The following is a 26,059-nucleotide window of genomic DNA, read 5'->3' as shown; positions in this document are numbered from 1 at the left end:
ATTTACCATTTGGTAAAAAGAGATTTTTACAGGATGTTTTTTCTAATTCTACTCAACGACTGTTGGGTAACGCCCAAGTACGAAGCGACCAATGATAGCGGAACACGATTAATAAGCATGGGATATTTTTCAAGAAATGAGACGTAACGGGTTGTGCCATCTTCCGAAACCAACGGACTTCTTCTATCCATCGCATCTGTTAAACATTTTTGGGTTATTTTAGCTGCAATCCTGTCCCAATCAACTATTGTGTTTGAGAGTGCATCCCAATCTTTTTTAGTAAAAGCGAGCAATTTGCAATCGGTAACAGCCTGAATATAATCTGTTGCTGCTGCCTGTGCCTCAAATTTTTGCTGGTCTGAAACAAAGCTGTATTCGTCAATAAAGTAATTGGTTATCTCTTCACCTTTATTATTGTAATAGCAACACCGAAAAACACCTTCTAAAACAAAACCAATGTATTTTGGAATTTTTCCTGCTTCGGAAAAATAATCATCTTTTTTCAGTTCCAGTTCCGTTGTCTTGCTCTTGATAAAGTCGATTTGCTGTTGGTTCAAATTGCCGAAACGCAGTATATATTCAATTAACTTTTCCATTGTTGTAAAGGTAGCAAATGGCTTTAATTAGAGATTTACCATTTGGTAAAAAGTCATGGAGCTTTCCATATGACCTACGACGACGTAAATCTTACAATTATTAACCAAAATAGCACAACGATTACCACGCTGTTTAATCCCAATTTTGTATCTAAATATCAGAACAATGAAAGCGAAAAATAACTCCTTACTTCTAACGGCAGTTTTGTTGTTAATGGCTTCCTCCGCATTTGCCCAAAAAGTAGTGCGATACGATTTGTACGTTAAAGACACGCTGGTAAATTACGCCGGAAAGGAGAAAAGAGCCATCGCCGTAAACGGGCAAATTCCTATGCCCACACTCACTTTTACAGAAGGGGACACGGCAGAAATTGTGGTGCATAATCAATTAAAAGAAGGCACTTCACTGCATTGGCATGGTGTATTTTTACCCAATAAAGATGACGGTGTACCTTATCTTACGCAACCTCAAATCTCACCTGGAACTAAGCATACGTATCGTTTTCCCGTTATTCAGAATGGTACGCACTGGTATCACTCGCATTCGGGTTTGCAAGAACAAATCGGCATGTATGGCAACCTTGTATTTCTCAAGAAAGCGGGTGATAAAACTTTTAGAAAAGGGATAGATGATTTGCCAACCGTACCCATTGTCTTGAGCGAATGGACCAATTTAAATCCGAATAACGTACACCGGATGTTGCACAATGCCAGCGATTGGTCGGCGATAAAAAAAGGCGCTACACAGTCGTATGCAGAAGCCATTCGGGCAGGGCATTTCAAAACAAAAATCAACAACGAATGGAAACGGATGTTGGCAATGGACGTAAGCGATGTGTACTATGATAAAATTTTAATGAATGGCAATGCTTCCACAGATTTAAAAAATATCGATGGCAAAACACTTAAAGCGGGCGATAAAGTGAGGTTAAGAATTTCAAACGGTGGTGCTTCCTCTTATTTTTGGTTGCGATATGCCGGTGGAAAAATTACCGTAGTAGCCAATGATGGCAACGACGTAACACCGGTGGAAGTGGATCGATTAATCATTGCTGTTTCTGAAACCTATGATGTGGTAGTCACCATTCCCGAAGACGGCAATGCATACGAGTTTATGGCCACTACCGAAGACCGCACCAATTCTTCAAGTTATTTTATAGGTAACGGCGTTAAAAAGCTGATTGCCCCGCTTCCGAAATTGAAATATTTTGAAGGGATGAAGATGATGAACGATATGATGAAGATGAATGGCGATTTGGATGATATGGGAATGAAAATGAGCCTAAATAAAATGGATATGAATGTGGTGATGTATCCTGAAATAACGGGTGAAATCGAACAAAAAGAAGGCCATAACAAACACAATATGGAGGATGAAAATCGTTACAACGCAAACGCTTTAGGCAAAATTAAAACGCTGAATTATGCCATGCTTTCATCACCTCATAACACGGAACTTGCCAAAGATGCTCCTGTAAAAAAATTAAACTTTACCCTTACCGGAAACATGAATCGCTATGTCTGGAGTATGGATAATAAAGTCCTTTCTGAAGTGGATAAAATACCGGTAAAAAAAGGAGAAGTATTGCGCATCACCATTTACAATAATTCGATGATGCGACACCCGATGCATTTGCACGGATTTGATTTTAGGGTAATTAATGGCAAGGGCGAAAAATCACCGCTCAAAAATGTGCTGGACATCATGCCCATGGAAACCGATACCATAGAATTTCTGGCAAACGAAGAAGGCGATTGGTTTTTCCACTGTCATATCCTTTACCACATGATGGCCGGTATGGACAGGGTTTTTGCAGTGGGCGATTACAAAAACCCATTACTTCCAGACAAAGAAAAAGCCTACAAAATGTTGCAACACGAAAGCAATATGCCTCACTTTATGGCTCAAAATGATTTCGCCACCAACGGAAATGATGGAGAAGCAATGCTTCAAAATGCCAGATGGAGTTTGGGTACGGAATGGCGTTTAGGGTATAGCGATATGCATGGTTATGAAGTTGAAACCCACCTGGGAAGATATATCGGAAAAATGCAATGGTTGATGCCGTTCATCGGTTTTGATTATCGATACAGAAAGATGGGAATGGACGAACAAGAAACTAATTTATTCGGACAAACTAACAAAAAAGACACCCGTAGAGCCGTTAGTTTAGGATTTATGTACACTTTGCCAATGCTGGTTAATTTTCAGGCGGAAATCTATCATGATGGAATTGTCCGCCTATCATTAATGCGTGAAGACATTCCCATTTCAAAAAGATTGAGAGCAGGTTTTATGGTCAATACCGATAAAGAATTTATGGGTGATTTGAAATACATCATCACTAAAAATATCGGTATTCGTACCCATTATGATAGCGATATGGGCTTTGGCGTGGGGTTGTCTTTGAATTACTAAAACCTCAACAAAAAAAATATAAAATTAAGTTCAAAAATAATGACACATCAACACAACCACAACGACGACGAACACGACAACCATAATCACAATCATTCACACGAAGGGCACGAGCATAATGGGCATGAGCACTCAAAAGACAGTGCCTTATCCTTCGCCTTTTGGCTCAATCTGGCATTTTCCATCGTTGAGGTCATTGGTGGTGTTTTAACGAATTCAACAGCCATTATTGCTGATGCTTTTCACGATTTAATGGATGCAGTTGCAATCGGTCTTGCCATACTTTTAGAAAAAGTATCGGGTAAAAAACGGAGTGCAAAATTCTCTTATGGCTATAAAAGATTTTCACTTTTGTCTGCATTGGGGTTGTCCATTTTTTTGTTGGCAGGTTCGGTAACGATGATTATTGCAGGTTATCATTCCTTTTTTTCAGAAAAAGAAGTTCACAGTGTCGGTATGTTAGGATTGGCAATTCTTGGGCTTGCTGTAAATGGTTTTGCCTTCCTTAAAATTAAAAATGGCGGTGGACATAACCATCACGGACATAGCCACGGTGGGCATAATCACAACAGTCAATCCATCATGCTGCATTTATTGGAAGATGTTTTGGGTTGGGCTGCCGTTTTGATTGGTGCGGTGGTTATTTACTTTACCGGTTGGAATTGGATTGATGGGGTTTTAACCATTGGCATTGCGCTGTATGTAGGTTTCAATGCTATTAAAAATCTGATTGCCACAGTGAAAGTGATGTTACAATCTGTTCCCGAAAATGTGGATATAGCGCAGTTAACAGAAGAACTCAACCAGATTGAAGGTGTAACCAATATCCACGATGTACACATTTGGAGTTTGGACGGCAGTTACAATGTGGGCTCTCTACATGCAGTAACAACGGATCTAGCAGGAAAACCGGAACCAGATATTATGAACAAAATCATCCAACTGATGCAGCAGTACAACATCCAGCATCCTACCATTCAAATTGAAAACAGCGCCACAGTTTGCAGTTTTAACAACTGTTAAGACGGCTTTCAGCTTGAAAACGGAGTAAATCAGATAAAATTAACCATGGGTTTTGTCGTTGGATTTTTCCATAAAATTTGTACACTTTAATTTAACTATTTTAGTGCCCCTAATCAAATATATCATTCAAAGTAGCTATTAAAAATTACCGAATTTTGCCGTTATTAAAACTATCATTAGCTGATATTTATGACTATCCTAAAAACATTAGAGAAGATTACGACTGAAAAACTTTTAGAAGTTTTCAATTTATCATTTTCAGATTACGTTGTACCTTTTTGCCTGACTAAAGAACAAATCGAAGACAAAATAAAAAGCGACAGTATTAAACTTGAATTTTCTGTAGGAGCGTTCGAGGATGATCAATTAATTGCTTTCGTACTTCATGGGTATGACACTATCGACAACTTCAAAATTGTTTATAATGCCGGAACAGGCGTAATTCCAGCCAAAAGAGGAAATAAATTGACCGCGAAATTGTATGAATATATTTTGCCGATTTTGCACGAAAATGATATTGACAAGTTGCTATTGGAAGTAATCATCACCAATGAGCCGGCAATCAAAACTTACAAAAATATAGGGTTCAAAATTATCCGGGAATTAAATTGTTATAAAGGTCCATTAAACATAACCAGCACCAATAATGATTTTAAAATTCGTGAATTGCAAGTGTATGATTGGCAAAAGCTTCAATCCTTTTGGGATTTGAAACCATCCTGGCAAAATTCAATTACAGCGGTCGAAAAGCTAAAAAAAACCAACATTTCTATAGGGATATATGACGGGAAAAAATTATTGGGTTACACGATTTTTAATCCGAAAATAAAAAGAATACATCAACTTGCAGTTGACAAAAACGACCGAAGAAAAGGCGTTGGGCCGCACCTTTTAGCATACATCGCAACAAATTATGGAAAAGATATTTCTGCTATTAATGTTGACAATACTTCAGCAGAAACAATGAAATTTTTTAATGCTATAGGAATGGATATTTACATTAAACAGTACGAGATGGAATTGAAGTTGAAATAGAGTGTCCCCAACATCCTTCATCATCTAAAACCGATTGTCTATCTATATTTTTTAAAAGTCATCGTAATCATTTAGCGAATTGATTTACTTAACTAATTTATACTTGAAATGAATGCTGCAAACAGTCGATCCTCAACAATTCTCTTAGAAATTGGAAAATTATTATGCGCTTACTTTTGATATAAAATAAAATTTTCAAGGTTAAATTCGACTTCATTGAGCAATACTTCCTCATTTTGCAAAATATTATTCTGATAAACAAATGTTAAGTTGTTTGCCTTTAATACTAATATTTTGATCTAAACATTTTATTGTTTTTACTACTAAATCCATAAATTTATAGATATTAATCATGAAACACCTTTTACACCTCAGTTTGCTTAGTCAATTTCAAACACCGAATTCCATTCAACCTCGTCAAAAATTCTCTTCACATCCCATGTGTTGCTGATCCATCCGGTAATCATATTGGGACTTAAAACAGAAGGAGGACGGCTCCTCGAAGATATCTTCCACCCGATAATGGCGATCAAATAGGAGAGGATTATGTGTGGATAGATTTTACGGCCTTCATCCATATCTATGAAGCTAACTCATTCACCGCAGACATTTATTATCATACATCAATTGAAGAATGAAATTTGGGCACTACTTTTGACGAATGAGTCGTTCAAGAAATCAAACTTATATTTAATTTAAATTTCAAACCATGAGAAAATTATTTTTTGCGCTTCCGGCGCTATTTTTACTCGCATCTTGCGGAGGATCTTCAACTGATAATGCAAAAACAACGACTGAGCAAACCGCTGCAGCGCAAAAAGGTGAAACTCTAACATTGGATACTGCTGGCACTTCAGTTGATTGGAAAGCGGCACACAAAGGTGGTTTAGCGCCACGTTGGGGCAAAATCAGTGTAGACTCTGGATCCATCTCAGTTGATAAAGATTCGTTAAGTGGTGGAGAATTCGTTATTAATTTAGGTTCGTTAAAAGTTGATCCTGCTTCAGTTACAGAAAAAGATAAAAAAGCAAGTGATTTAGAAGGACATTTGAAAAGTCCTGATTTCTTTGATGTAGCTAAATATCCTACTGCTAAATTTGTGATTACTAAAGTTGAGCCATTCTCTGGAACTCAAACATCCAATCTGTTGAAAGATCCTAACTATTTGATCAGCGGTAATCTGACTTTAAAAGACAGTACTTTGAACATCACTTTCCCATCAAAAGTAGAAGTTTCTGCAACTGGTGTTACTGCAACTGCTAAATTTGTAATTGATAGAAGTGCCTGGGGAATTAATTATAAAGCCGAAGGTAGTCCTGAAAACTGGATGATATCAAAAGATGTAGAAATTGGTTTAAACCTTAAGGCTAAAAATTAAACCTTCAAAACTTTTTGATCAAGCTTAAAAGCAATAAAGAATTTTGGCGCCCGACACATTAAGTGTTGGGCGCTTTTTTGTGGTTTCAAATGCAGAAATGTACGCCTTTTTGTTGATGATATTTCTATTGATGGGAAGCAAGTTTATTAATAGATGAAATAATTTTTTTCTCCTGAGCATCTTCCGTTTTTTGTGAAATAATATCTTCGATGATGGCAGTTTGTTCACTTTCGTCCAGGGCTTTAAATTTTTGGTAAACATCTGCATCTTTCAAGCAATCTTTTATCTCCTGTTCATTGGTAAGTCTATCATCAGAGGTCTTGATCATGGTAACGGTTACTTCATCGCCGCCACTTTTATTAATCGCTTTCCGGATCGTACCGTTTATCGAAATCCGTTTATCCTTATTTTTTAACGGAGCTAAATTCAGGTCTTTGAATTCGTAACCATCTATGGTGCCAGAAACTTTCATAAAACCCCATCTGCCTCTAATGTCTTTAGTTCCCGGAATTACTAAATGATAAGTCCAGGCGCCTTTTCCAGGTTCGTGCTGAATCTTAAGTTTCTTATTTTTTAATAACTCTTTCATCACATCAAATATCTAAATTGAATCTTAACATTGAATAAAATCATACAAAGCCTAATTTTGACTATTTAATTTCGGCAGTATAATTACGCCTTCGTCAGTATCGCCAATAGATTCATATTGTCCGTTTAAATAAAACAATCCGGCGAGTGCGGCGGTAATGGCATCAGCTTCATCGTGGCTGATTTTGGTTTTCAGATAGTTTCCCTGTAGACCCAGACGGCTAATTCCTGCAATTAATTCTGGTAAACCTTTCTGTTTCCGCGTCAGGCCAAGAATATCCTGACATCCGCCGGGGAAAGTTTCTACAACATTAAATCCCAGCTGCCTGAATTTTGAGCTAAGCACAATACCTCTCAGCGTAAGTTTTTGCATACTTTTGATAAGCGGTGGATAGGATCTGATGCCTCGTTTCAACAGTAACCGTTCACATAATCGGGTTATCCCAAATTCATGCCGTCCGGGATCCTCATCAAAAACAGAATTTCTTCCCTTTGGCAGAGTTAAAGGTGCATCTATACAAATCACCTGTGGATCTCTTGCGATAGTTTGCTCAATTAATTCCTCGTCAGATCGGATTCCTTTTGTTTCCACCACGCCATTTTGGAAAACTGCCCAGCCAGAAGGTTTTGTTTCAGAACCTGTCAGATCTATTCCTACTGTAATACTTCCGGATGATTTTAGGAGTTTAATCGTTTCCAAGTCGTTTTGATATTAGCTTGAATTACAAAAGGCTTGTGCTCATTTCCAACCCAGTTTTCTTATCCAAATTTAGTATTTTTCTCAAACAAAGCTCTGTTAAACGCAACAACCTCTGGATGAGAAGGATAAGATTTCATTGCAGAAAGTCCGGCAATCGCTTCGTCTCTTTTCACCGGAGCTTCTTCTCTCACGCCGTCAGCTAAGGCCTGTTTTAATTCTTCTGAATTAAGTTCTGTTCAATACGCAGGTGTTCCCGGCTGATGTCTCCAGGATTCCGAAAGATTTCCTGCATCAACTGTATCATAACCCGCATCATTAATCAATTCTGCAAGTACTTTTTTTGCTGCGACGTCATCTCCTGCAACTGCCATTGCAATTCTGTCTTCTGCATAGGGTTCTTTTCCGCCATTTTCCAGTGTTTCCGCCAACAAGTTGTTGAAAGCCTTTACGACAGGTCTACCAAAAGCGCTGGCCAAAGAACTGAAAGAGCTGGAGCAGCACAAATTAATAGAGCCGATTGTCACCAATGATTATCCCGTAAAAATTACCTACAAATGGACGCCTTACGCTTGATGCCTGTAACGGCTCTTTTTAGTTCGCCGTATCGCATCACATTTTCGTTGATAAATGATCATTAAAGTCCATTTGCCGCTTAGCAATACCAGCGAGCCTCTTACCAGACAGGTTGCATCGTAAGCCTCTCCATATCGTTATATGAAGTGAATCAATAACAGCGTTCACAACTTTCGCAATCTGCGATTGATAATTTAACTCAACTTTTCGAGCCTATATTTCAACGATTGTTTTTGCCTGTTTACCGAAAGGTAAATTATTTTAGAACAGGATCGCCGCATCTTTAGATTATAAAACGAAGCAATACCGCTTAAATTAAAACTTAAAACCATGAAAACCAACATTGGAATCACCGAAAAAAACACAGACGCTGTTGCTGTAGAATTAGCAAAATTATTAGCTGATGAATTTGTGTTGTACACTAAAACAAGAAACGCACATTGGAATGTTACTGGCGATAATTTTCATGCTAATCATATTTTCTTCGAAAATCAGTACAAACAACTTGATGAACTGATCGATAGCGTGGCAGAGCGCATGAGAAAGATAGGTCATTTCGCTCCAGCAACAATAAAAAGCTATTTAGAGCTAACCCAACTAACTGAGTATAGCGAAAGAAGCAATGATGGCCTTGGCTTTATGAAGGATTTGTTGCAAGACCATGAAAGCATTATCGAGTTTTTACGTGGCAACATCGTTCCTTTTGCAGAGAAGTATAAAGATTATGGTACCAGCGATTTTATTACAGGTTTGATGGAAACTCACGAAGAAATGGCCTGGATGATTCGTTCATATTTCAGATAATCATTTTCAGGGTCTTCAAAACAAAATAGAGTAATTATATTTGGTGCAAATCATAAATAAACATCTCTATGAAAGCTCTAATTGTTGATGATAACGACATTGCCAGAACTACTTTGGCACACTTGGCGAAGAAAATTCCAAATCTTACTATCGTAAATGAATATGCTAATGCCATTGAAGCTTATAGTCATATACTAACGCAACCGGTAGATTTGATATTTCTAGATATCGAAATGCCCGAAATGACAGGAATTGAACTTACAAAAAACCTGTCGGGAAGGGATGTCATTATCATTTTTACATCTTCTAAAAAAGAATATGCGCTGGAAGCCTTTGAGTTAAATATTGCAGATTATTTGCTTAAGCCTTTTACGCCTGCCAGATTTTTACAGGCGGTGACTAAAGCCCAGGCTATATTTGACAGTAAAAAAGAAAGTGTAGAATACGAAAAGGACGAATTTCTTTTTGTTAGAGATGCAAATATTACAAGGCGATTGAAGCTAGACGATATTTTTTATGCGGAGGCCATGGGCGATTATGTGAAGTTTTACACCAGGGAAAAAATGTTTGCCATTCATGGAACCATGAAAGCAGCTGAAGAGCGCTTGCTACGAGATAATTTCATCAGGGTTCACCGTTCTTATATTGTTGCCGTAGGTAAAATAGATACTTTGCAAGACGGGGGAATCATCATCAACGGAAAATTTATCCCCGTAGCCGATGCCTATCGCAAAGCATTGAATACCAGAATGAACGTTTTTTAGCTTAAGTTTCGCTTTTGAAATTTTACCAGGTTTAAGGCTGATACAATCATAATTATCGACTTTATATTTTAATTTATGATCAACATTTCGACAGTTATGGGCAATAAACGATTTGCTTATTTGATTGTACTTACCTTTGTTGCAGGCTCTGCTTTACTAATTGCAGTACAAATAAATTCGGCCAGAAATACCAAAGCGCTCATTAATAACAACAATACGCTATTGCACGAACTCCACGCCAGCAATCATTTGCGTGAGATTGATCGGGATATTTTAGGCGTGGAAAGCAGGATAAGAGCATCCATCGCAACGAACGATACTACACATTTGGAGGGTATTGATCAGAAGATCAACCAGATTGAAACCTTTTTAGATTCGCTTTCTAAAGACAATGCAGATACTGCCGAAGAACATCTAATTACCCGTTTGAGTGTGCTTGCCATGGATAAAAAAGTGGTGAAGGAAAAACTCTTACATCGTTACCACGAGCTGGGGAATATGAATGATCAAACTTCGATTGCAAATCCCCGGGCTAGAAAAATCTCTAACGAGATTACTTCTATCACCGCGAAAATTTATCGGAGCCGTCAATTACACATGATCGAGCTGAGTAAAAAAAGCGAGGAAATGGGAGATAAATCGCGGTTGTATGATATCTATATTTTGATCTTGCTGGTATTAAGCGGTGCGGTTGTTGGTTTCCATATCATTCGCCAGTTTCGTAGGCAACACCTGTTAATTAAGGAACTGGATGTTGCCGAGAAAAATGCTACCGTAGCTGCTCAAACCAAAGAAAACTTTTTGGCCAATATGAGCCACGAAATCCGAACGCCTTTGAGTGGAATATTAGGCTTTACCAATCTATTACAAAAAAGACCCTTGGATGATACCGCTGCGGAATTTGTTTCTTCTATTCAGCGCTCGGGAGAAAATCTAATGGCCATCATCAACGATATTCTTGATCTTTCCAAAATAGAAGCTGGAATGATGCGCATCACACCAGGGGTGTTCAGTATTAACGGTTTAATCAACTCTGTGGAGACGCTGTTTTCCGAGCGTGTGAAAGAGAAAAAACTGACCATATCGAGTCAGGTAGATCCATCTATTCCAGATACATTAATTGGAGATGCTACCAGACTTACACAAATTCTGGTCAACCTCATCGGAAACGCCATTAAATTTACACAGCAGGGAAACGTAAATATCGAAGTTTATAATAAAGAACAGCTAGATGGTAAAGTTACTGTCGGTTTTAAGGTTTCTGATACAGGGATTGGAATTGATAAAGAAAAATTAACCGAAGTTTTCGAACGATTTAATCAGGGTGAAGATTCCATCACCAGAAACTACGGTGGAACGGGTTTAGGCCTATCTATTGTAAAAAATCTGATTTTGCTACAGCATGGAAACATCGAAGTGAGTAGTGAGCAAGGTAAGGGAACAACTTTCAACTTTTACATCCCTTATGGCATTTCTGCTGAACAAATACAAAATGTACCGGCATTAGATGTCAATCATTTTAAGGATAAAAATAATATGCCTTGGCGGGTTTTAGTGGTAGATGATAATGCCATTAACCAGAGTTTAATGAAGCATTTATTGTTGCAGTGGAACGTAGATTTTGACATTGTTGCTAACGGAGTTGAGGCTATTGAAAATTTGCGGCACCAGACATACGATTTAATTTTGATGGACATACAAATGCCACAGATGGACGGTTATACGGCAACGCAGCAAATTCGGGAAGTGTTGCAATTAGATACTCCAATAATTGCAATGACGGCACATGCAATGGCAGGTGAGCGAGAGAAATGTTTAAGCAGGGGTATGAACGATTACATCTCCAAACCGATTAAAGAAGAAGAACTTTTTAAGCTAATTTCTGGTTTTGGATTGCAAGAGCGTCATCAACAAGCGGCAGAAAATGTAACTGATCAAAATAGTTTCAAATTTATCGATCTGGATTACATGCGGTCCATTAGCGGAGGCGATGTCGATTTTGAAAAAACAGTTACGCAGCAATTTATAACCAATGTACCCAAGCATTTACAGCAGTTAAAAACTGCCTATCAAAATAATGATTTTACTACGGTAAACATGCGGGCGCACGATTTTAAAACCAGTATTGCTATGCTCGGCTTATTAAATATCCTGGCAGAAAAACTAGATTCGATTGAATTGGTTTCTGAACAAAATGAAGTGACGGAACAGATTATAAAAGATTTAGAATACGTGTTAATGCAAGCAGTTGCTGAAGCAAAAATATTCTTACAACAACTTTAAAAAGATTTAGATTATGGATTTGTTTTCTCCTTTTAACCTACGCAACTTAACGTTAAAGAATAGGGTAGTGCTTTCTCCAATGCAGCAATACAGTGCAAAAAATGGCATTCCTGGAAACTGGCATTTGGTACATTTAGGAAGCCGGGCAGTTGGTGGTGCTGGTTTAATTATCACCGAATGCACAGCGGTAGCGCCTAAAGGTTTAGCCACTCTAAGTGATGTAGGGATTTGGAATGAGGAACAAAAAAATGCCTGGAAAACTATAGTTGATTTTGTTCATGAGCAAGATGCTAAAATTGCGATTCAGCTATGGCATTCGGGAGGAAAGGGAAGTTTAAAACATCCAAATGAAGGGATGAAACCATTAACGCCAGAAGAAGGTGGCTGGACGGTGAAATCGTGCTCTGCAATAGAGATGAACGGAGTAGCCTGGCAAGAATTTACCCTTGAAGAAATTTCTGATTTAAAAAGGGATTTTGCTAATGCAGCAATACGTGCGGTCGAAGCCGGCTTTGATGCCATAGAGATCCACGCGGGGCATGGTTATCTGTTTCACCAGTTTTATTCTGCCGTGATCAATAAGCGACAAGATAAATACGGGGGCAGCTTGGAAAATCGAATTCGTTTTTTGGTAGAAACCGTTAAAGAAATAAGAAGTGTCATTCCAGAAGGCATGCCGCTATTGGTTAGAATTTCGGCTGTAGATTATATCGAAACCGCTGAAGGATGGACTTTGGAAGATAGCATAGCGCTTTCAAAAACACTTAAAGAAAATGGGGTTGATTTTATTACCGCCTCTGGTGGAGGATTTACCAATGTAAGTAAAGACAAGGTTTTTCCTGGATACCAGGTTCCGTTTGCAGCTGCAATTAAAGAGCAAGTGAACATCGCCACTGGTGCTGTCGGGATGATTACCACAGCCGATCAGGCAAATGAAATTGTGGCTAGCGGTAAGGCAGATTTGATTATCATTGCCAGAGAACATCTACGTGATCCGTATTTCGCGCTCCACTCGGCTAAAACTTTGGGTATTGATATAGAAGTCCCTTGGCAATATAAAAGAGCTTTTTAGTTTATAATAACTGGTTTCAACATGGAAAAAGACGGTGCTTCGGTTGTAATTACCCATCATATTTTAAACGATAAACAGAAAGAATATGAACAATGGCTGAGTGAAATTATTCCTATCTCTAATCATTCTGAAGGCTTTATAGATTTACAGATTGTAAGGCCCATTCCGAAGCTTACCTTTGTGTACACCGTAATTATTCGTTTTGATACCATTGAGCATCTCAAAGTTTGGATGGAATCTGACGATCGAAAAAGAATGATCGATAAGGCACAACCATTCTTTAGAAAAAATGATCGGTATCAAATCAAATCAGGTTTAGATTTTTTATTTAACAATGAAAGTGAAGGCAATAAAACGCCTGTCCGCTGGAAACAATTTCTCGCCACCTGGTCGGCCATTTACCCATTATCAATCTTGGTACCGCTACTCTCATTGCCAGTTTTAAGACTGCTCCATATTCCGGTAAATCATTATTTTGACGCCTTTATAAATTCGGGATGCATTGTGCTGTTAATGGTTTACGTGGTAATGCCGAATTACACTAAAATTATTAAGAAGTGGCTTTATAGATAGCATTATTCGCTTCATCATTTCAAGTTGTTCAAAAAGCAGCAGACATTATTCTATTTGTCTGCTGCTTTTTTGTTGCGCTTTTCCTTTGAACAGAAACTTAATCAATTCTTTTTGATTCCGCCTCCGGTGGGTTTTGCGTTAGGGATTGAAAGGGTTTAGTACCAATTCTTTATTGGTACCGTAGCGAAGCGGAGCCCTGCAAAGCCCGACCCTTGCGTAGCTTGGTTAACGCACAGATGGATTAGAAAATTCATGCAAAATGAAAGGTAATCTCACCCATTTATCGCCATGCCCCTGTATTTAACGACATTTTTTGCCCGTTCATCGAAGAGTGATTTATTTGGCCTGATACTCGTATTAGTTTTACACCATCAAGTTAATACAATTAAAACCCTAACATTATGGAAATTCTACAAACTCCAGAAAATGCATTATCTCATTCAACAGTAACAGCTATCATCAATGCGCCGTTTGAAAAAGTAAATATCGCCGATTGGTTATTAAACCTTCCCGACGCTGAATATCAAAGGTGCTCAACCCAACATATCGGCGCCGCCATTTCTTCAACATACGAAGGGCAGCCTGTATCATTAAACGTCGAAACTATCGGTGATGCGCTGATGGTTCAACATTATGTAGCTGTTGAGCACCGCCCGGATTATTGCCGGATGCTTTCCATTTCTGATTCGATTACAAAAGGTGGCCGTACTAAAGTTCAGGTGCTTTGGGAACTTAAAGCCACAAAAATAGACGAACAAACTACCTTGTACACTAACGAAATTCACGCCACTGCTACACCAGAAATGTTCGAATATTTAAAAGCGCATAACATCAATTTAGCTGATGCTGCTGCTTCCAGACAAGCCGCTTCTGATGAGCACAACCATGAAGAAACACCGAACTTTGCAAAAAGTATCGAAAACAAAGCATTAACGGGAGAGTATAACCAACCTTTTTAAAACCGATCACGAGCGTAGTTCAATACGCTCAATCATTAAACAACCTTAACAAGTTTTCAAATCTATCTCAGCTGATCTCAACGATTACTTTCGCCCATTCACCAAATTGAAAATTAAAATGAAAGGTTTCTGAGATAGATTTACAATAGAAAAAACAAGAACCAAAAAAAAATACGACTATGAAAACAACATCACTAAGTTTTAGATACGAACTCGAAAAAAAGGAACCACGTACCAACGATGGAGGAACTACGAGAGGTGCATCTGTTACTGATTTTCCAGCATCGATTGGCATTGCCGGAGTTTCGATGAGATTGCAACCTGGAAGTATGCGTGAATTACATTGGCATGCCAACGCTGCAGAATGGGCGTATGTAATTTCAGGAAACGTTCGTACTACCATTATTCATCCTGATGGACATAGCTATGTTGATAATTTTGAGCCTGGAGATGTTTGGTATTTCCCTAAAGGTTATGGTCATTCCATCCAGGCAACGGGAACGGAAGAATGCCATTTCATTTTGATTTTCGATAATGGAAATTTTTCTGAAGACCACACATTCAGTGTTACCGATTTTGTTTCTTGTATGCCGCCAGAAATTGTAGCTCAAAACTTGGGTTTAACGCTCGAAGAGGTTGCCTTACTACCTCAAAAAGAAGCTTATTTTGCAGCTGGCGTGGTTCCTGATGAAATGTCGTTTGTTGCGCAAGCTCGCCCCGATGAAAAAGATATTCAGTTAACTAGTTTTCACCGATACCCTTTACATGCGCAACAACCAAGAATTGTACCTGGTGGAGGATTACAGCGATTGGTTAGCAGTAAAGAATTCCCGATTAGCAGTACCATGTCTGGTTCTCTTATCGAATTGCAACCTGGTGCGCTAAGAGAAATGCATTGGCATCCAAATGCAGACGAATGGCAATATTACATTTCCGGTCAGGCCGAGATGTCGGTTTTCCTGGCGGAATCTACTGTGGTAACCGAACAATTTAACGCTGGAGATGTGGGTTATGTGCCAATGGGAGCGGGGCATTATATCAAAAACACAGGAGATACAGTTTGTAAAATCCTGATTGGCTTCAATAGCGGAACCTATCAATCCATTGATTTAAGCGAGTGGCTAGCCGGAAATCCTAAAGATGTAGTGGTAACTAACTTCGGATTAAAAGACGGTGAAATTGAAAAATTTCCAACTGAAAAAATCTTTATTCAACCTAAAATATAAATTTCAAACCTCATTTAAACTATTGATTATGAAAACGACACAAATCAAAATTACAGCCCGCATCAGCTTATTCTTAGTGATGCTTTTGGGCTCGGTACAATTTTCTCTGGCTCAAACTTCAGCACCAACTGTAAAGGCCAATACCTCAAAAATTTGGGGTGCTGTAGATGGAATTGCCATTGAAGGGATGGTTCAAGGTCCTTCTACCGAAATTACGCCGCTGCAAATTGCATGCGTTTTTGAATATACCGAAGGCGATATTTTCAATTCTCCACCAGCATTGCCCGAAGCGGTAAATGGAATGGTACATCTTGATAAAAGCCTGAATGGTTTGATCACTGAAATCCGTAAGTCAGGCAAATTTGCGGGCCATTCTTTAGAAACCTTATTAATTACGCCACCAGCCGGAACTATCGGAGCAAAAAAACTATTGCTAATCGGTTTAGGCGACCGAAATAAATTTACACCCGAGTTAATGAAGCAAGTGGCTAGCGTAGGTATGGAGGAAGCATTGCGATTAGGAGTTACTCAATATGCATTCGCAAGCGACCTTAAAGATGCGGGAATTGATTCTCCTACAGCGGAAGTGGCAGGTTATGGGGTAACGGGTGCTGTTAATGCCTACAGAACCCAGGTGTTTTTGAAAGCGAAAAAGATGGCAAACTTTAAACCGATTCAAAAAATAACGTTATTGGCTGGCCCGGCTTACTTTACAACTGCTGGAGAAGGTATTAGCCAGGCCATTACAGCTTTAAAATAATTGATAATCGGTTATAAAGTTAAAATCTAAAATGCAACAGCCAATGGTTTCTTCAGCTAATAGATCCTTACTGCCGGCACAGATAGCCTTGCAAGAAAAATTGGCCATATGCCTGGCTTTAGTTGCCGGATTTATTGATGCAACGGGGCTGATTAAGTGGAAAACTTACGTATCTTTTATGAGTGGAAATACCACGCAGTTAGGATCAGCGATTTCTTCGGATCAATTCGGAACGATGATCATATCGCTTACTGTTATTGGATGTTTTGTATTCGGCATTTACCTGGGAACCTGTTTATCGTTATCAAAACTTAACAAAACGAAAGCTTTAACATTTTATCTCGTTTCTGAAATGTTAATCGTTTATACAGTGGCCGACAATGTTTTTGCGATACCAGCTATTCCATCTGTTGCCATTATTGGATTTGCGATGGGATTAATGAACACAATAGTAACCGCCGTTGGCAACCAGAATGTGAATACCGATTTTGTAACCGGGACACTAAATAGTTTCGCCAGGAATACGGCAATGCTAACCATGAGCAATGACGAGTTAGAAAATAAAAAGTATAAATCAAACGCCATACACCTTTTACTGGTTTGGCTTGGCTTTTTATCCGGTGCATTTATGGCGCATTATGCCTTAATTATTATTGGCGCCTGGATCTTGCTATTGCCTGCATCGGTATTGCTAATCTGCTCACTATTTTATAAATCCAACAGCAATTAGTCCTGGTGCTGATGGAATTTTGGAAACTTTAGGAACCCTTAAAACTAAATAATTATGTCACTAAAACCAACCGTCAGCAATGCTGACCATGCACAAGGAAATATGGATGCCGACCTTGTTGTTGTAGAATATGGCGATTATCAATGTCCTTACTGCGGAGCAGCGTATCCTATCCTTAAAACATTAATGAGTCAATTTGGAGATCAAATCAAATTTGTGTTCAGGAATTTTCCACTTTCAGAAATGCATCAATATGCTAGAGCTGCGGCGCTGGCTGCAGAAGCCGCTGGTTTGCAAGGTAAATTTTGGGAGATGCATGATGCTATTTACGAAAACCAGCGAGCGCTAAACGAAATGTTACTGATGAAGCTAGCCGAAAAATTAGAACTCAATCTTCCTCAATTTGAGGAAGACATAAAAAGTTCAAAGCTGGCAGAAAAAGTCGATGCAGACTTTGAAAGCGGGGTGATGAGCGGCGTAAATGGTACCCCATCGTTTTATGTAAACGGAAAAAAATTCGATGGTGGTGCAGAAGATTTACTGCAACTGATTAGCGCAGAAGAAGAATAGCATTGGTATAATAGCTGCGATATTTAAAATTAATGCCGAAAGCGATTGATTTTTATCATAGATCAATTTGATCTGAAATTCTCAAAGCTACATTTGTACTATAAGTAATTAAAAAACCCTATAAATATAGATCATAAACTTAAAACTTAGAAACCATGAGTACACTAAAATTAAAAGACGGAACAGAGATTTTTTACAAAGACCAAGGTAAAGGACAAACTTTAATGTTTCACCACGGATGGCCGCTATCATCAGATGATTGGGATGCGCAAGTGATATTTTTCTTACAGAAAGGTTATCGCGTAGTCACTCACGACAGGAGAGGACATGGTCGCTCTAGTCAGGATATTTACGGCCATACCATCGAGCAATACGCGTCTGATGCAGCTGAATTGGTAGCGTTTCTTGATCTGAAAGATGTGATCCACATCGGGCACTCAACAGGCGGTGGCGAAGTGATTCGCTATGTGAACAAATATGCCAATGGCAGAGCCAAAAAAGCAGTTTTAATCAGTTCAGTTCCACCGATTATGGTAGCTAGCGACAGCAATCCTGATGGAGTTCCAATGTCTGTTTTTGACGGGATCAGAGAACAGACTTTGAACAACAGACAGCAGTTTTATATCGATTTAACTTTTCCTTTTTACGGGTACAACAGAGAAGGTGCTGATGTGAAGGAAGGCGTACAGAGAAACTGGTGGAGACAAGGTATGATGGGCGGAATTGTGGCTCATTATGAAGGAATCAAAGCCTTTTCTGAAACCGATTTTAGAGAAGATTTAAAAGCTGTGGATATTCCTGTTTTGGTTTTGCATGGTGAAGATGATCAGATTGTACCTTATCAAAATGCCGCTTTAAAATCAATTAAATTATTGAAAAACGGTACCATAAAAACGTATCCTGGTTTCCCTCATGGAATGCCCACAACTGAAGCAGCGACAATAAATAAAGATCTTTTGGAGTTTATTGAAGCATAGTCACAAAATTTTGGTAACTTCAGTACCAATTACTTATATAAAAATAAAGCCTTTCATTTCTGAAAGGCTTTATCTGAAACAAACCATATTATAGATGGTATGGTTTGCAATCTATCTTTCTATCCTATCCAGGCATAGATCGTCCCGTGTTAAACTAGATGCTCCTAATTTGACATTGTAAATTTAGCTATTGTTGCTATTGCGGTATATAGCCCTTTACTACCATTCTCATTTAGTTTTTTTCTCTACTAGCTTGCTCTGTTTTTGATTAATTCGTTGCAGAATTTCAATTAAGAAAACTGCTCTTAATAGGAAAATCTGCCTTTAGCGAGCTGTTGAAACTGGCTGTCCTCTCTAAATTCAATGGGTAAATAAGAATTACAATTTTAGAAAGTTCTAAGAATTTGATCCGTATTCAGATTTAATTAATAACCAAAACTTAATGGTAAAATCTATGGTTGTAAAAGAAAGCAACCCTACAGAACATACCATGAAAACAAAAGACACAGGAAGCGATCCAAAATTCGCATCTAAAACAACTGTTGACGATTCTCCGGCCTTAAACGATTTATTTAAGGATTCAATTGCAGATTTATATTGGGCAGAAAACCATCTGGTTAAGGCCTTGCCAAAAATGATTTCGGCAGCTACAGCAGATTCGCTTAAGAAAGCGATCACCTCTCATCTAGAAGAGACTAAAACGCATGTAAAAAGACTAGAGCAGGTTTTTGAGCTGATGGGCGAAAAGGCTATCGCCAAGAAATGCGATGCCATGGAAGGTTTAACTAAAGAAGCGGAAGGAATTGTTGAAGAAACGCCACCTGGAACTGCAACAAGAGATGTAGGTATTATTCTCGCTTCGCAGAAAGTAGAGCATTATGAAATTGCCAGTTATGGCGGCCTTCATCAATTGGCCATTACTTTGGGTTTAACAGATGTTGCCGATGTATTAGCGCAAACGCTTGAAGAAGAAAAATTAGCGGATACAAAACTAACTGATATTGCAGAAAACGAAATTAATTATAACGCGGCTGAGGAGGCATAAAGATTAAAAATATGGCTAAGAAAAATGCTGAAAATAATCCAGCGCCTGCACAGCAGGAAAATGATAAAACCAATAAACTAGAAGCTTTTGTGGCCGATTCGACTGGGCAAAAGCTCACCACCAACCACGGCGTTAAAATTAATGATGACCAAAATTCACTAAAGGCAGGCGATAGAGGAGCCACACTTCTGGAAGATTTTATACTTCGGGAAAAGATTACTCATTTCGATCACGAGAGAATTCCAGAACGTGTTGTACATGCCCGTGGATCTGCAGCACACGGTGTATTTAAGGTTTACGAGGATATGTCTGAACTTACCCGGGCAGCTTTTTTATGCGATCCTGGTGCTGAAACCCCTGTGTTTGTTCGGTTTTCTACCGTAGCAGGTTCACGAGGATCGACAGATCTTGCAAGAGATGTACGTGGATTTGCCGTGAAATTTTATACCCAGGAAGGTAATTTTGACCTTGTGGGAAATAATATGCCGGTATTTTTTATTCAGGATGCTGTTAAGTTTCCAGACTTAATACATGCTGTTAAACCCGAACCAGATAACGAAATGCCTCAGGCAGCTTCTGCTCACGATACTTTTTGGGATTTTATCTCACAGCTACCTGAATCTGCGCACATGATTATGTGGGCCATGAGTGATAGGGCGTTGCCGAGAAGTTACCGGATGATGGAAGGTTTTGGGGTGCATACTTTTCGTTTCGTAAATGCAGAAGGTGTTTCCAATTTTGTTAAATTCCATTGGAAACCTTTATTGGGAGTTCATGCCGTAGCTTGGGATGAAGCCCAGAACATTTCAGGTAAAGATCCTGACTTTCACAGAAGAGATTTATGGGATGCGATCGAAGCAGGTGCATTTCCAGAATGGGAGCTAGGCGTTCAAATTGTGCCCGAGGCTGATGAATTTAAGTTCGAATTCGACATTCTCGATCCAACGAAAATTATTCCGGAAGAGCTGGTTCCTGTTCAGAGAATTGGAAAAATGACCTTAAATCGGAACCCGGATAACTTCTTTGCCGAAACAGAACAGGTTGCCTTCCATGTGGGCCATGTAGTGCCTGGGATAGATTTTACCAATGATCCATTATTGCAAGGCAGGTTGTTTTCGTACACCGATACGCAACTTATTCGTTTAGGTGGGCCAAATTTTCACGAAATTCCAATTAACCGTCCGGTAGTTCCGGTGCATAACAATCAAAGAGATGGTTATATGCGCCAAACGATAAACCGCGGCAAAACAAGTTACGGTCCGAACGGTATTGCCAATCAAGATCCTCAGCAAGTAAAAGCTGCTGATGGTGGTTTCGTGAGTTATAACGAACGAATCGATGCCAAGAAAATCCGGGCGAGAAGTAGAAGCTTCTTTGATCATTTTTCGCAAGCGAGATTGTTTTTTAATTCGCAAAGTGATCCTGAGAAAAACCACATTATCGATGCCCTAAGTTTTGAGCTTGGTAAGGTTAAGGCGGTAGAAATTCGTGAGCGCATGCTGGCAGTTTTGGCGCAAATTGATAAAGGCTTAGCTGCGGAAGTTGCTTATGCACTAGGTTTGCATATTCCAGAAATTGCTTTGGAAGATTTAAATAATAGTATTCCAGCAGATGCTGATCGAGCAGATTATGCCTCTGAAAATCCGGAAGGAAGTTTGGCAAAATCTGATGCATTGAGTATGGCCGGAACAGTGAAGGATACTATTAAAACGAGAAAGATCGCAATTTTGGCAGCTGATGGCGTAGATGAAAAAGCATTGAGCACCGTTAAAACTGCTTTGGTAGCAGGAGGAGCCATAGTACACATCATCGCCCCAAAATTAGGAGAAATCATTTCTAAAGGAGATCAAAAAATTGTACCTGATGAAAGTTTCCTTACAGCAGCTTCGGTATTGTATGATGCGGTTTATGTTCCTGGTGGTGCGAACAGCGTAGCCACTTTAGAAGCAGAAGCTAACGCCGTACATTTTTTAAACGAAGCGTTTAAGCATTGCAAGGCCATTGCCGCAGATGATGAAGCCATACAGGTGTTAGAATCTACTTATTTCCATAAGAAGTTACCGGCTGAATATTCGAAAGAAACAGTGTTGAGAGAAGGGGTTATAGTTTCGGGAGATGTGGAAGAATTAACAAGCACATTTATTGAAATGATTGCCCTCCATCGCTTTTGGGAACGTGAGAATCCACGGAAAATCCCAGCATAATTACAAAAAAATGGCGCCATTTGGCGCCGTTTTTTTGTTTTGAGGTTTTGTAAATAGTTAATGTTATCCTGCGATTTTTGCCAAATGTGCTTCCAGCAACTCAATTCCTTTCTCATTTCCCTGCATCGCTGCAAAATCTAAAGCATGTTGCCCTCTATTATCAAGTAAATTGGCATCAGCACCGCTAGCCAATAGTAATTGCAAAACGTCATTTCTACCAAACATCGCTGCAAACATTAATGCCGTTCCTCCATTTCCATGTTTCAAATCTAAGTTTGCCCCATGTTCAATTAATAATTCGACAATGCCGATATAACCTTTAAATGCCGAACCCATTAAAGCAGTATTGCCGCCAAAATCAGCAGCATCGATATTGGCACCATGCTCAATCAATAATTTGGCTGCTTCAGGTTGATTATTATAACAAGCGATGATCAGAGGCGTATAGCCCTTTTCATCTTGAAAATTTAAGTCTGCATTGCGGTGAATCAATTCTGTTAAAACTTCAATTTCTCCTTTTCTTGCAGCTGGTATAATGAGTAAGTTTATGTCGTTCATGTTCTTACAACCTTGCTATGATTTAAAAGTTTTAAAAACTATTTTCCGTACACAAGTATCTTTAATTCTTTCCCTTCCGTACTTTGCTGCAGTGTATTGCTCAAAGCCAAAAAGCACTTTTCATAGTCAATACGTTCATTAAACATCCGGTGACCCCGAAGTTTTAATAAGGCTTTTAGAAAGGTGATGGCAATTGTAGCATCAGGATGTGATGAGAAAAACTCCAGGTATTTTTTGTTTCTGATCGTCGCCCTCATATCATCCAGATCGATATTTAATTGTCCACCTCTAACTTGAGCGCTATCAATTTCATCAGCAATATTAATGGTGGTGTTATTTTCAAAAATCAACATTCGATAAGATTTCGGCAGGAAAGCATATGTCTTTTTGGCTTCTTCATAAGTTTTAGTCGAATCTGGGCCGAGAAAAAAATAGCGATTTGCTTATTTTCCATTTCACATGGTTTTTTAAATGCAAACGCGAAATCCTTTTCCTTTATCGGTTGAAAATATTGCTTTTTTGAGTTTAGATCATAAATGAAAACATACTTATTGTTCGCGGTAAATTTAATATGGCCGGTTAATTTAAGGCTATCGGTTTGAGCAAATGCGTTAAATGAAGCCAGGAAGCCGATCATCAATAGAATTCTTTTCATGAAGAGTATTGTTAAGTGTAGATAACTGATGTAAAGTATTTAATTTACTTTATATATCTAGCTAATTGGCTTTTTTTATCTGTTAAAATTCCCTTCTGATTAATTTATTTCAATTTAAACTTCTGTTAATCAACTGTTTGATGTTAAAATTGATTTTAAAAAATCCGGGGTTCATCACTTTTGCGTAAATGATGTCATAACAGAAACAAAAAACCATGAAAAAATTATTTTTATCGGCAGTGGCTATAGTAGCTATCGCAATCGCATCAAACACATCAGTTCAGGCTCAGGAAAAAACCAAAATGGTTGGCGGCGCTGCAATGTATCCATCGAAAGACATTGTAGACAATGCAGTGAACTCAAAAGACCATACTACCTTGGTTGCAGCAGTTAAAGCAGCTGGTTTAGTAGAAACATTAAAAGGAGCTGGACCGTTCACGGTGTTTGCACCAACAAACAGTGCTTTTGGTAAATTACCAGCAGGTACAGTTGAAACATTGGTTAAACCAGAAAATAAAGCAACGTTAACCAAAATCTTAACCTACCACGTAGTATCAGGAAAGCTAGATAGCAAAGCAATTGCAAAAGCAATTAAAGCTGGTAAAGGAAAAGCTGAACTAACTACAGTTGAAGGTGGTAAACTTTGGGCTTGGATGGAAGGCAAAAAATTAATGTTGAAAGACGAAAAAGGTGGTATGAGTACCGTTACAATCGCTGACGTGTATCAAAAAAATGGTGTTATCCATGTAATTGATACCGTTTTAATGCCAAAATAATCATCCCTACAGTAATGTTAAAACCGCATCGAAATATTTCGATGCGGTTTTTTTATTTAGTGCATAATGCTAAAATTCCATTTTATATGCGATCACTGAATTGGTATTGAATGTGGGTACGTATAGCATTTTGCTTTTCGGATCGTAGCCGATATCTGCAGTGTTCATTTTACCTCTTACATCCAAAAGCTTTTGTTTATTGCCATCTTTCTTGATGTGGTAAATGATTCCTTCCCAACAGGTAACAATAAAATTCCGCTTTCCATCAGGTTCGAGGCCATCGCCAGAAGCTTCCAAACCTTCAGCAATTTGAGTTGCAACTTTATGCTTGTCAAACTTTAATAATTTTGTGCCTGACAACACATGAAGTTCATTGTTAATAAATTTTAAACCATTCGCAGATGTTACATTTTCCAAATAGATTTCGCTTTTATTGTTAATTATCCGATGAATTTTATTTGTTCTCGTATCTGAAACATAAATTATTCCACGTTTATCTATCGCAATATCATTCAGAAAAACTGCTTCCGGAACTCTTATTGTTGCGGTGATTTTAGCCGTGGCCGTATCGATCTCATGTACCACATCAAGGTCGGCCACATAAAGTTTTCCATTGTAAATTGCCATTCCTTTCGGCGCATTTAAACCCGTAATCCAGGTTAAATTTTTAGTGCTACCATCTCGGTTTAAAATGGCGATACCGCCTTTGGCGTCTTTCTTATTAGCCGCACCATCAATCAGCGATACATACATTTGTTGTTTTTGGGGGATATAAAGAACCGATTCAGGTACGGCAAGCTGATCTTTAGACTTCCATATCTCTTTCAAACTGGTGCTTTGAGCATTTAAAGATAATGCTGCAAAAAGCAATGTCGTGGAAAAAATGTATTTCATGTTTTGAATTTGGAGGATGATTAGCAAAATATAAAATTTAAAATCCCGATACAAACTTTTATGGAAATCACCCATTGAGGTATTGCATCCTACCGTGATGTGTGGCAATTTTAGTAAAAATAAAAGAGGGTTATGTTACACAAAATATTAGTGCTTGTTTTGATGCTTTCATCTTGCGGTGAAACAGATGCACAAAACAAAAAAGTAGTTAAAAAAGCAATTGTGGTAAAGCAGGTTTCGCCATTATTTGTAGGCAATTATGAAGGAATCAATAATGCTAAAGCCATTTCAATTAATTTGAAAGCCGATGGAGCGAAGGTTTCAGGATCATTAATCATGAATGGAGAATCAGCGAAAATTTCGGGCATTGCTTCAAAAAATATTGCCAGTGGGAAAATTATCGAAGATATTAGTGGTAAAGTCTATGCTTTTAATGCAGAACGAAAATTAAATACATTATTCTTTTCGATTACTTTTCCAGAGTATAATAATCAGGTGGTTAAAATGGAGCTCACCAAAATTAATGCGCTAAACACTGCCAATTTAACTAAGCAAAGAGATTCGAGATTATTGGGCACCTGGCGCAATACCGAAGTCATCAGTAGTGGGAGTGGAGAGTTTTATTCATCTTTTTCTACCGATTATTTTCTTACGCTCAATGCGGATGGAAGCGCCTTTGCATGGTCTGGAAAAAGCGCTGGCGGAACCAAAGATGTTATGGTTGATGCCAATGGAAATGGTAAAGCCCAAAAGATGGAATGGTACACGCAAGGTAAAAGTCTATTTTTTGTTGATCCTTTAAGTAGAAAGCAATCATCGGTAAGCTTTTATGCAGAGCCAGCCCGAATGATGTTATCTACCAACAATAGCAAAAAGGTTTACCATCGAATGAAGTAA

The 26,059-nt window shown here is 38.6% G+C and carries 28 protein-coding genes; 20 read left to right on the top strand and 8 right to left on the bottom strand.

Going from position 1 to position 26,059, the window contains the following annotated elements; all coding sequences use genetic code 11:
* Positions 1–26 precede the first annotated feature (26 nt).
* The gene (locus ACZZZK_RS02825) at positions 27–596 is read right to left on the bottom strand and encodes a Crp/Fnr family transcriptional regulator (protein ID WP_463482763.1); all 570 of its coding nucleotides are present in this window, start codon (positions 594–596) and stop codon (positions 27–29) included.
* A 166-nt stretch (positions 597–762) separates the two neighbouring features.
* On the opposite strand from ACZZZK_RS02825, the gene ACZZZK_RS02820 reads away from it, so the two are divergent.
* The 4 genes from ACZZZK_RS02820 to ACZZZK_RS02805 all read left to right on the top strand — a co-directional run bounded on the left by ACZZZK_RS02820 (position 763) and on the right by ACZZZK_RS02805 (position 6,451).
* Positions 763–3,015 carry a multicopper oxidase family protein gene (locus ACZZZK_RS02820; protein WP_463482762.1) on the top strand — a complete coding sequence of 751 codons (2,253 nt, stop codon included), beginning with the start codon at positions 763–765 and terminating at the stop codon, positions 3,013–3,015.
* A 39-nt stretch (positions 3,016–3,054) separates the two neighbouring features.
* On the top strand, positions 3,055–4,038 hold the full coding sequence (locus ACZZZK_RS02815; protein WP_463482761.1) for a cation diffusion facilitator family transporter: 984 nt from the start codon (positions 3,055–3,057) through the stop codon (positions 4,036–4,038).
* A gap of 189 nt (positions 4,039–4,227) precedes the next feature.
* On the top strand, positions 4,228–5,073 hold the full coding sequence (locus ACZZZK_RS02810; protein ID WP_463482760.1) for a GNAT family N-acetyltransferase: 846 nt from the start codon (positions 4,228–4,230) through the stop codon (positions 5,071–5,073).
* Between the two features lie 709 nt (positions 5,074–5,782).
* Entirely contained in the window at positions 5,783–6,451 is a 669-nt protein-coding gene (locus ACZZZK_RS02805) for a YceI family protein (RefSeq protein ID WP_463482759.1), read from the top strand.
* A gap of 124 nt (positions 6,452–6,575) precedes the next feature.
* On the opposite strand, the gene ACZZZK_RS02800 is transcribed toward ACZZZK_RS02805, so the two are convergent.
* Genes ACZZZK_RS02800 through ACZZZK_RS02785 form a run of 4 tightly spaced genes read right to left on the bottom strand, consistent with a single transcriptional unit; the run spans position 6,576 to position 8,170 of the window.
* Complete coding sequence (locus ACZZZK_RS02800; RefSeq protein ID WP_463482758.1) at positions 6,576–7,040, bottom strand: DUF1905 domain-containing protein; 465 nt, start codon at positions 7,038–7,040, stop codon at positions 6,576–6,578.
* Between the two features lie 51 nt (positions 7,041–7,091).
* On the bottom strand, positions 7,092–7,739 hold the full coding sequence (locus ACZZZK_RS02795) for a DUF429 domain-containing protein (RefSeq protein WP_463482757.1): 648 nt from the start codon (positions 7,737–7,739) through the stop codon (positions 7,092–7,094).
* Between the two features lie 59 nt (positions 7,740–7,798).
* Complete coding sequence (locus tag ACZZZK_RS02790) at positions 7,799–7,930, bottom strand: hypothetical protein (RefSeq protein ID WP_463482756.1); 132 nt, start codon at positions 7,928–7,930, stop codon at positions 7,799–7,801.
* A 45-nt stretch (positions 7,931–7,975) separates the two neighbouring features.
* Complete coding sequence (locus ACZZZK_RS02785; protein ID WP_463482755.1) at positions 7,976–8,170, bottom strand: hypothetical protein; 195 nt, start codon at positions 8,168–8,170, stop codon at positions 7,976–7,978.
* 1 nt (position 8,171) lies between these two features.
* On the opposite strand from ACZZZK_RS02785, the gene ACZZZK_RS02780 reads away from it, so the two are divergent.
* The 14 genes from ACZZZK_RS02780 (at position 8,172) to ACZZZK_RS02715 (ending at position 22,279) form a co-directional block, all read left to right on the top strand.
* Positions 8,172–8,312, top strand: coding sequence for a winged helix-turn-helix transcriptional regulator (locus tag ACZZZK_RS02780; protein ID WP_463482754.1), 141 nt, complete (start codon positions 8,172–8,174; stop codon positions 8,310–8,312).
* A gap of 330 nt (positions 8,313–8,642) precedes the next feature.
* Positions 8,643–9,116: a Dps family protein gene (locus tag ACZZZK_RS02775; RefSeq protein WP_056849934.1), complete on the top strand. Its 474-nt coding sequence runs from the start codon at positions 8,643–8,645 to the stop codon at positions 9,114–9,116.
* A 68-nt stretch (positions 9,117–9,184) separates the two neighbouring features.
* On the top strand, positions 9,185–9,880 hold the full coding sequence (locus tag ACZZZK_RS02770; RefSeq protein ID WP_463482753.1) for a LytR/AlgR family response regulator transcription factor: 696 nt from the start codon (positions 9,185–9,187) through the stop codon (positions 9,878–9,880).
* A 75-nt stretch (positions 9,881–9,955) separates the two neighbouring features.
* Positions 9,956–12,163, top strand: a complete 2,208-nt coding sequence (locus ACZZZK_RS02765; RefSeq protein WP_463482752.1) for a response regulator — start codon at positions 9,956–9,958, stop codon at positions 12,161–12,163.
* A gap of 13 nt (positions 12,164–12,176) precedes the next feature.
* A complete protein-coding gene (locus ACZZZK_RS02760; protein ID WP_463482751.1) occupies positions 12,177–13,235 on the top strand; it encodes an NADH:flavin oxidoreductase/NADH oxidase in 1,059 nt (352 codons plus the stop codon).
* Between the two features lie 21 nt (positions 13,236–13,256).
* Complete coding sequence (locus ACZZZK_RS02755; protein ID WP_463482750.1) at positions 13,257–13,808, top strand: antibiotic biosynthesis monooxygenase; 552 nt, start codon at positions 13,257–13,259, stop codon at positions 13,806–13,808.
* 401 nt (positions 13,809–14,209) lie between these two features.
* Entirely contained in the window at positions 14,210–14,767 is a 558-nt protein-coding gene (locus ACZZZK_RS02750; protein WP_463482749.1) for a hypothetical protein, read from the top strand.
* 179 nt (positions 14,768–14,946) lie between these two features.
* Positions 14,947–15,993, top strand: a complete 1,047-nt coding sequence (locus ACZZZK_RS02745) for a cupin domain-containing protein (protein ID WP_463482748.1) — start codon at positions 14,947–14,949, stop codon at positions 15,991–15,993.
* A gap of 28 nt (positions 15,994–16,021) precedes the next feature.
* Complete coding sequence (locus ACZZZK_RS02740; protein WP_463482747.1) at positions 16,022–16,753, top strand: M17 family peptidase N-terminal domain-containing protein; 732 nt, start codon at positions 16,022–16,024, stop codon at positions 16,751–16,753.
* A gap of 31 nt (positions 16,754–16,784) precedes the next feature.
* On the top strand, positions 16,785–17,483 hold the full coding sequence (locus ACZZZK_RS02735) for a YoaK family protein (RefSeq protein ID WP_463482746.1): 699 nt from the start codon (positions 16,785–16,787) through the stop codon (positions 17,481–17,483).
* A 54-nt stretch (positions 17,484–17,537) separates the two neighbouring features.
* Positions 17,538–18,053 carry a DsbA family protein gene (locus ACZZZK_RS02730; protein WP_463482745.1) on the top strand — a complete coding sequence of 172 codons (516 nt, stop codon included), beginning with the start codon at positions 17,538–17,540 and terminating at the stop codon, positions 18,051–18,053.
* A gap of 155 nt (positions 18,054–18,208) precedes the next feature.
* Entirely contained in the window at positions 18,209–19,030 is an 822-nt protein-coding gene (locus ACZZZK_RS02725; RefSeq protein ID WP_463482744.1) for an alpha/beta fold hydrolase, read from the top strand.
* A 490-nt stretch (positions 19,031–19,520) separates the two neighbouring features.
* Positions 19,521–20,075 (top strand): YciE/YciF ferroxidase family protein, encoded by a 555-nt coding sequence (locus ACZZZK_RS02720; RefSeq protein ID WP_463482743.1) that lies wholly within the window; start codon positions 19,521–19,523, stop codon positions 20,073–20,075.
* A gap of 11 nt (positions 20,076–20,086) precedes the next feature.
* Positions 20,087–22,279 carry a catalase gene (locus tag ACZZZK_RS02715; protein WP_463482742.1) on the top strand — a complete coding sequence of 731 codons (2,193 nt, stop codon included), beginning with the start codon at positions 20,087–20,089 and terminating at the stop codon, positions 22,277–22,279.
* A gap of 63 nt (positions 22,280–22,342) precedes the next feature.
* Here the strand turns inward: ACZZZK_RS02715 and ACZZZK_RS02710 are convergent, their stop codons facing one another.
* Together ACZZZK_RS02710 and ACZZZK_RS02705 are read right to left on the bottom strand one after the other, a co-directional pair.
* Positions 22,343–22,837, bottom strand: a complete 495-nt coding sequence (locus tag ACZZZK_RS02710) for an ankyrin repeat domain-containing protein (protein WP_463482741.1) — start codon at positions 22,835–22,837, stop codon at positions 22,343–22,345.
* Between the two features lie 38 nt (positions 22,838–22,875).
* Complete coding sequence (locus ACZZZK_RS02705; RefSeq protein WP_463482740.1) at positions 22,876–23,190, bottom strand: hypothetical protein; 315 nt, start codon at positions 23,188–23,190, stop codon at positions 22,876–22,878.
* A 517-nt stretch (positions 23,191–23,707) separates the two neighbouring features.
* Between ACZZZK_RS02705 and ACZZZK_RS02700 the strand changes: the two genes are divergently transcribed.
* A complete protein-coding gene (locus ACZZZK_RS02700; RefSeq protein ID WP_265799207.1) occupies positions 23,708–24,268 on the top strand; it encodes a fasciclin domain-containing protein in 561 nt (186 codons plus the stop codon).
* Positions 24,269–24,337: 69 nt separating this feature from the next.
* On the opposite strand, the gene ACZZZK_RS02695 is transcribed toward ACZZZK_RS02700, so the two are convergent.
* Positions 24,338–25,162, bottom strand: a complete 825-nt coding sequence (locus tag ACZZZK_RS02695) for an SMP-30/gluconolactonase/LRE family protein (RefSeq protein WP_463482739.1) — start codon at positions 25,160–25,162, stop codon at positions 24,338–24,340.
* A gap of 132 nt (positions 25,163–25,294) precedes the next feature.
* Here ACZZZK_RS02695 and ACZZZK_RS02690 point away from each other — a divergent pair, with 132 nt between their 5' ends.
* Entirely contained in the window at positions 25,295–26,059 is a 765-nt protein-coding gene (locus ACZZZK_RS02690; RefSeq protein ID WP_463482738.1) for a hypothetical protein, read from the top strand.

The sequence above is a fragment of the Pedobacter sp. AC163 genome (assembly GCF_979258665.1).
Note: the sequence above shows the minus strand (reverse complement) of the source record. Positions and strands in the feature narration are given on the sequence as shown.

Bases quoted from the DNA above. Each gene is read 5' to 3' on its own strand.
- ACZZZK_RS02815 (WP_463482761.1), top strand. From the start codon at position 3,055: ATGACACATCAACACAACCACAACGACGACGAACACGACAACCATAAT.
- ACZZZK_RS02825 (WP_463482763.1), bottom strand. From the start codon at position 596: ATGGAAAAGTTAATTGAATATATACTGCGTTTCGGCAATTTGAACCAA.
- ACZZZK_RS02745 (WP_463482748.1), top strand. From the start codon at position 14,947: ATGAAAACAACATCACTAAGTTTTAGATACGAACTCGAAAAAAAGGAA.
- ACZZZK_RS02805 (WP_463482759.1), top strand. From the start codon at position 5,783: ATGAGAAAATTATTTTTTGCGCTTCCGGCGCTATTTTTACTCGCATCT.
- ACZZZK_RS02770 (WP_463482753.1), top strand. From the start codon at position 9,185: ATGAAAGCTCTAATTGTTGATGATAACGACATTGCCAGAACTACTTTG.
- ACZZZK_RS02810 (WP_463482760.1), top strand. From the start codon at position 4,228: ATGACTATCCTAAAAACATTAGAGAAGATTACGACTGAAAAACTTTTA.
- ACZZZK_RS02690 (WP_463482738.1), top strand. From the start codon at position 25,295: ATGTTACACAAAATATTAGTGCTTGTTTTGATGCTTTCATCTTGCGGT.
- ACZZZK_RS02725 (WP_463482744.1), top strand. From the start codon at position 18,209: ATGAGTACACTAAAATTAAAAGACGGAACAGAGATTTTTTACAAAGAC.
- ACZZZK_RS02705 (WP_463482740.1), bottom strand. From the start codon at position 23,190: ATGTTGATTTTTGAAAATAACACCACCATTAATATTGCTGATGAAATT.
- ACZZZK_RS02820 (WP_463482762.1), top strand. From the start codon at position 763: ATGAAAGCGAAAAATAACTCCTTACTTCTAACGGCAGTTTTGTTGTTA.
- ACZZZK_RS02695 (WP_463482739.1), bottom strand. From the start codon at position 25,162: ATGAAATACATTTTTTCCACGACATTGCTTTTTGCAGCATTATCTTTA.
- ACZZZK_RS02755 (WP_463482750.1), top strand. From the start codon at position 13,257: ATGGAAAAAGACGGTGCTTCGGTTGTAATTACCCATCATATTTTAAAC.
- ACZZZK_RS02740 (WP_463482747.1), top strand. From the start codon at position 16,022: ATGAAAACGACACAAATCAAAATTACAGCCCGCATCAGCTTATTCTTA.
- ACZZZK_RS02765 (WP_463482752.1), top strand. From the start codon at position 9,956: ATGATCAACATTTCGACAGTTATGGGCAATAAACGATTTGCTTATTTG.
- ACZZZK_RS02735 (WP_463482746.1), top strand. From the start codon at position 16,785: ATGCAACAGCCAATGGTTTCTTCAGCTAATAGATCCTTACTGCCGGCA.
- ACZZZK_RS02710 (WP_463482741.1), bottom strand. From the start codon at position 22,837: ATGAACGACATAAACTTACTCATTATACCAGCTGCAAGAAAAGGAGAA.
- ACZZZK_RS02800 (WP_463482758.1), bottom strand. From the start codon at position 7,040: ATGAAAGAGTTATTAAAAAATAAGAAACTTAAGATTCAGCACGAACCT.
- ACZZZK_RS02715 (WP_463482742.1), top strand. From the start codon at position 20,087: ATGGCTAAGAAAAATGCTGAAAATAATCCAGCGCCTGCACAGCAGGAA.
- ACZZZK_RS02775 (WP_056849934.1), top strand. From the start codon at position 8,643: ATGAAAACCAACATTGGAATCACCGAAAAAAACACAGACGCTGTTGCT.
- ACZZZK_RS02730 (WP_463482745.1), top strand. From the start codon at position 17,538: ATGTCACTAAAACCAACCGTCAGCAATGCTGACCATGCACAAGGAAAT.
- ACZZZK_RS02720 (WP_463482743.1), top strand. From the start codon at position 19,521: ATGAAAACAAAAGACACAGGAAGCGATCCAAAATTCGCATCTAAAACA.
- ACZZZK_RS02760 (WP_463482751.1), top strand. From the start codon at position 12,177: ATGGATTTGTTTTCTCCTTTTAACCTACGCAACTTAACGTTAAAGAAT.
- ACZZZK_RS02700 (WP_265799207.1), top strand. From the start codon at position 23,708: ATGAAAAAATTATTTTTATCGGCAGTGGCTATAGTAGCTATCGCAATC.
- ACZZZK_RS02750 (WP_463482749.1), top strand. From the start codon at position 14,210: ATGGAAATTCTACAAACTCCAGAAAATGCATTATCTCATTCAACAGTA.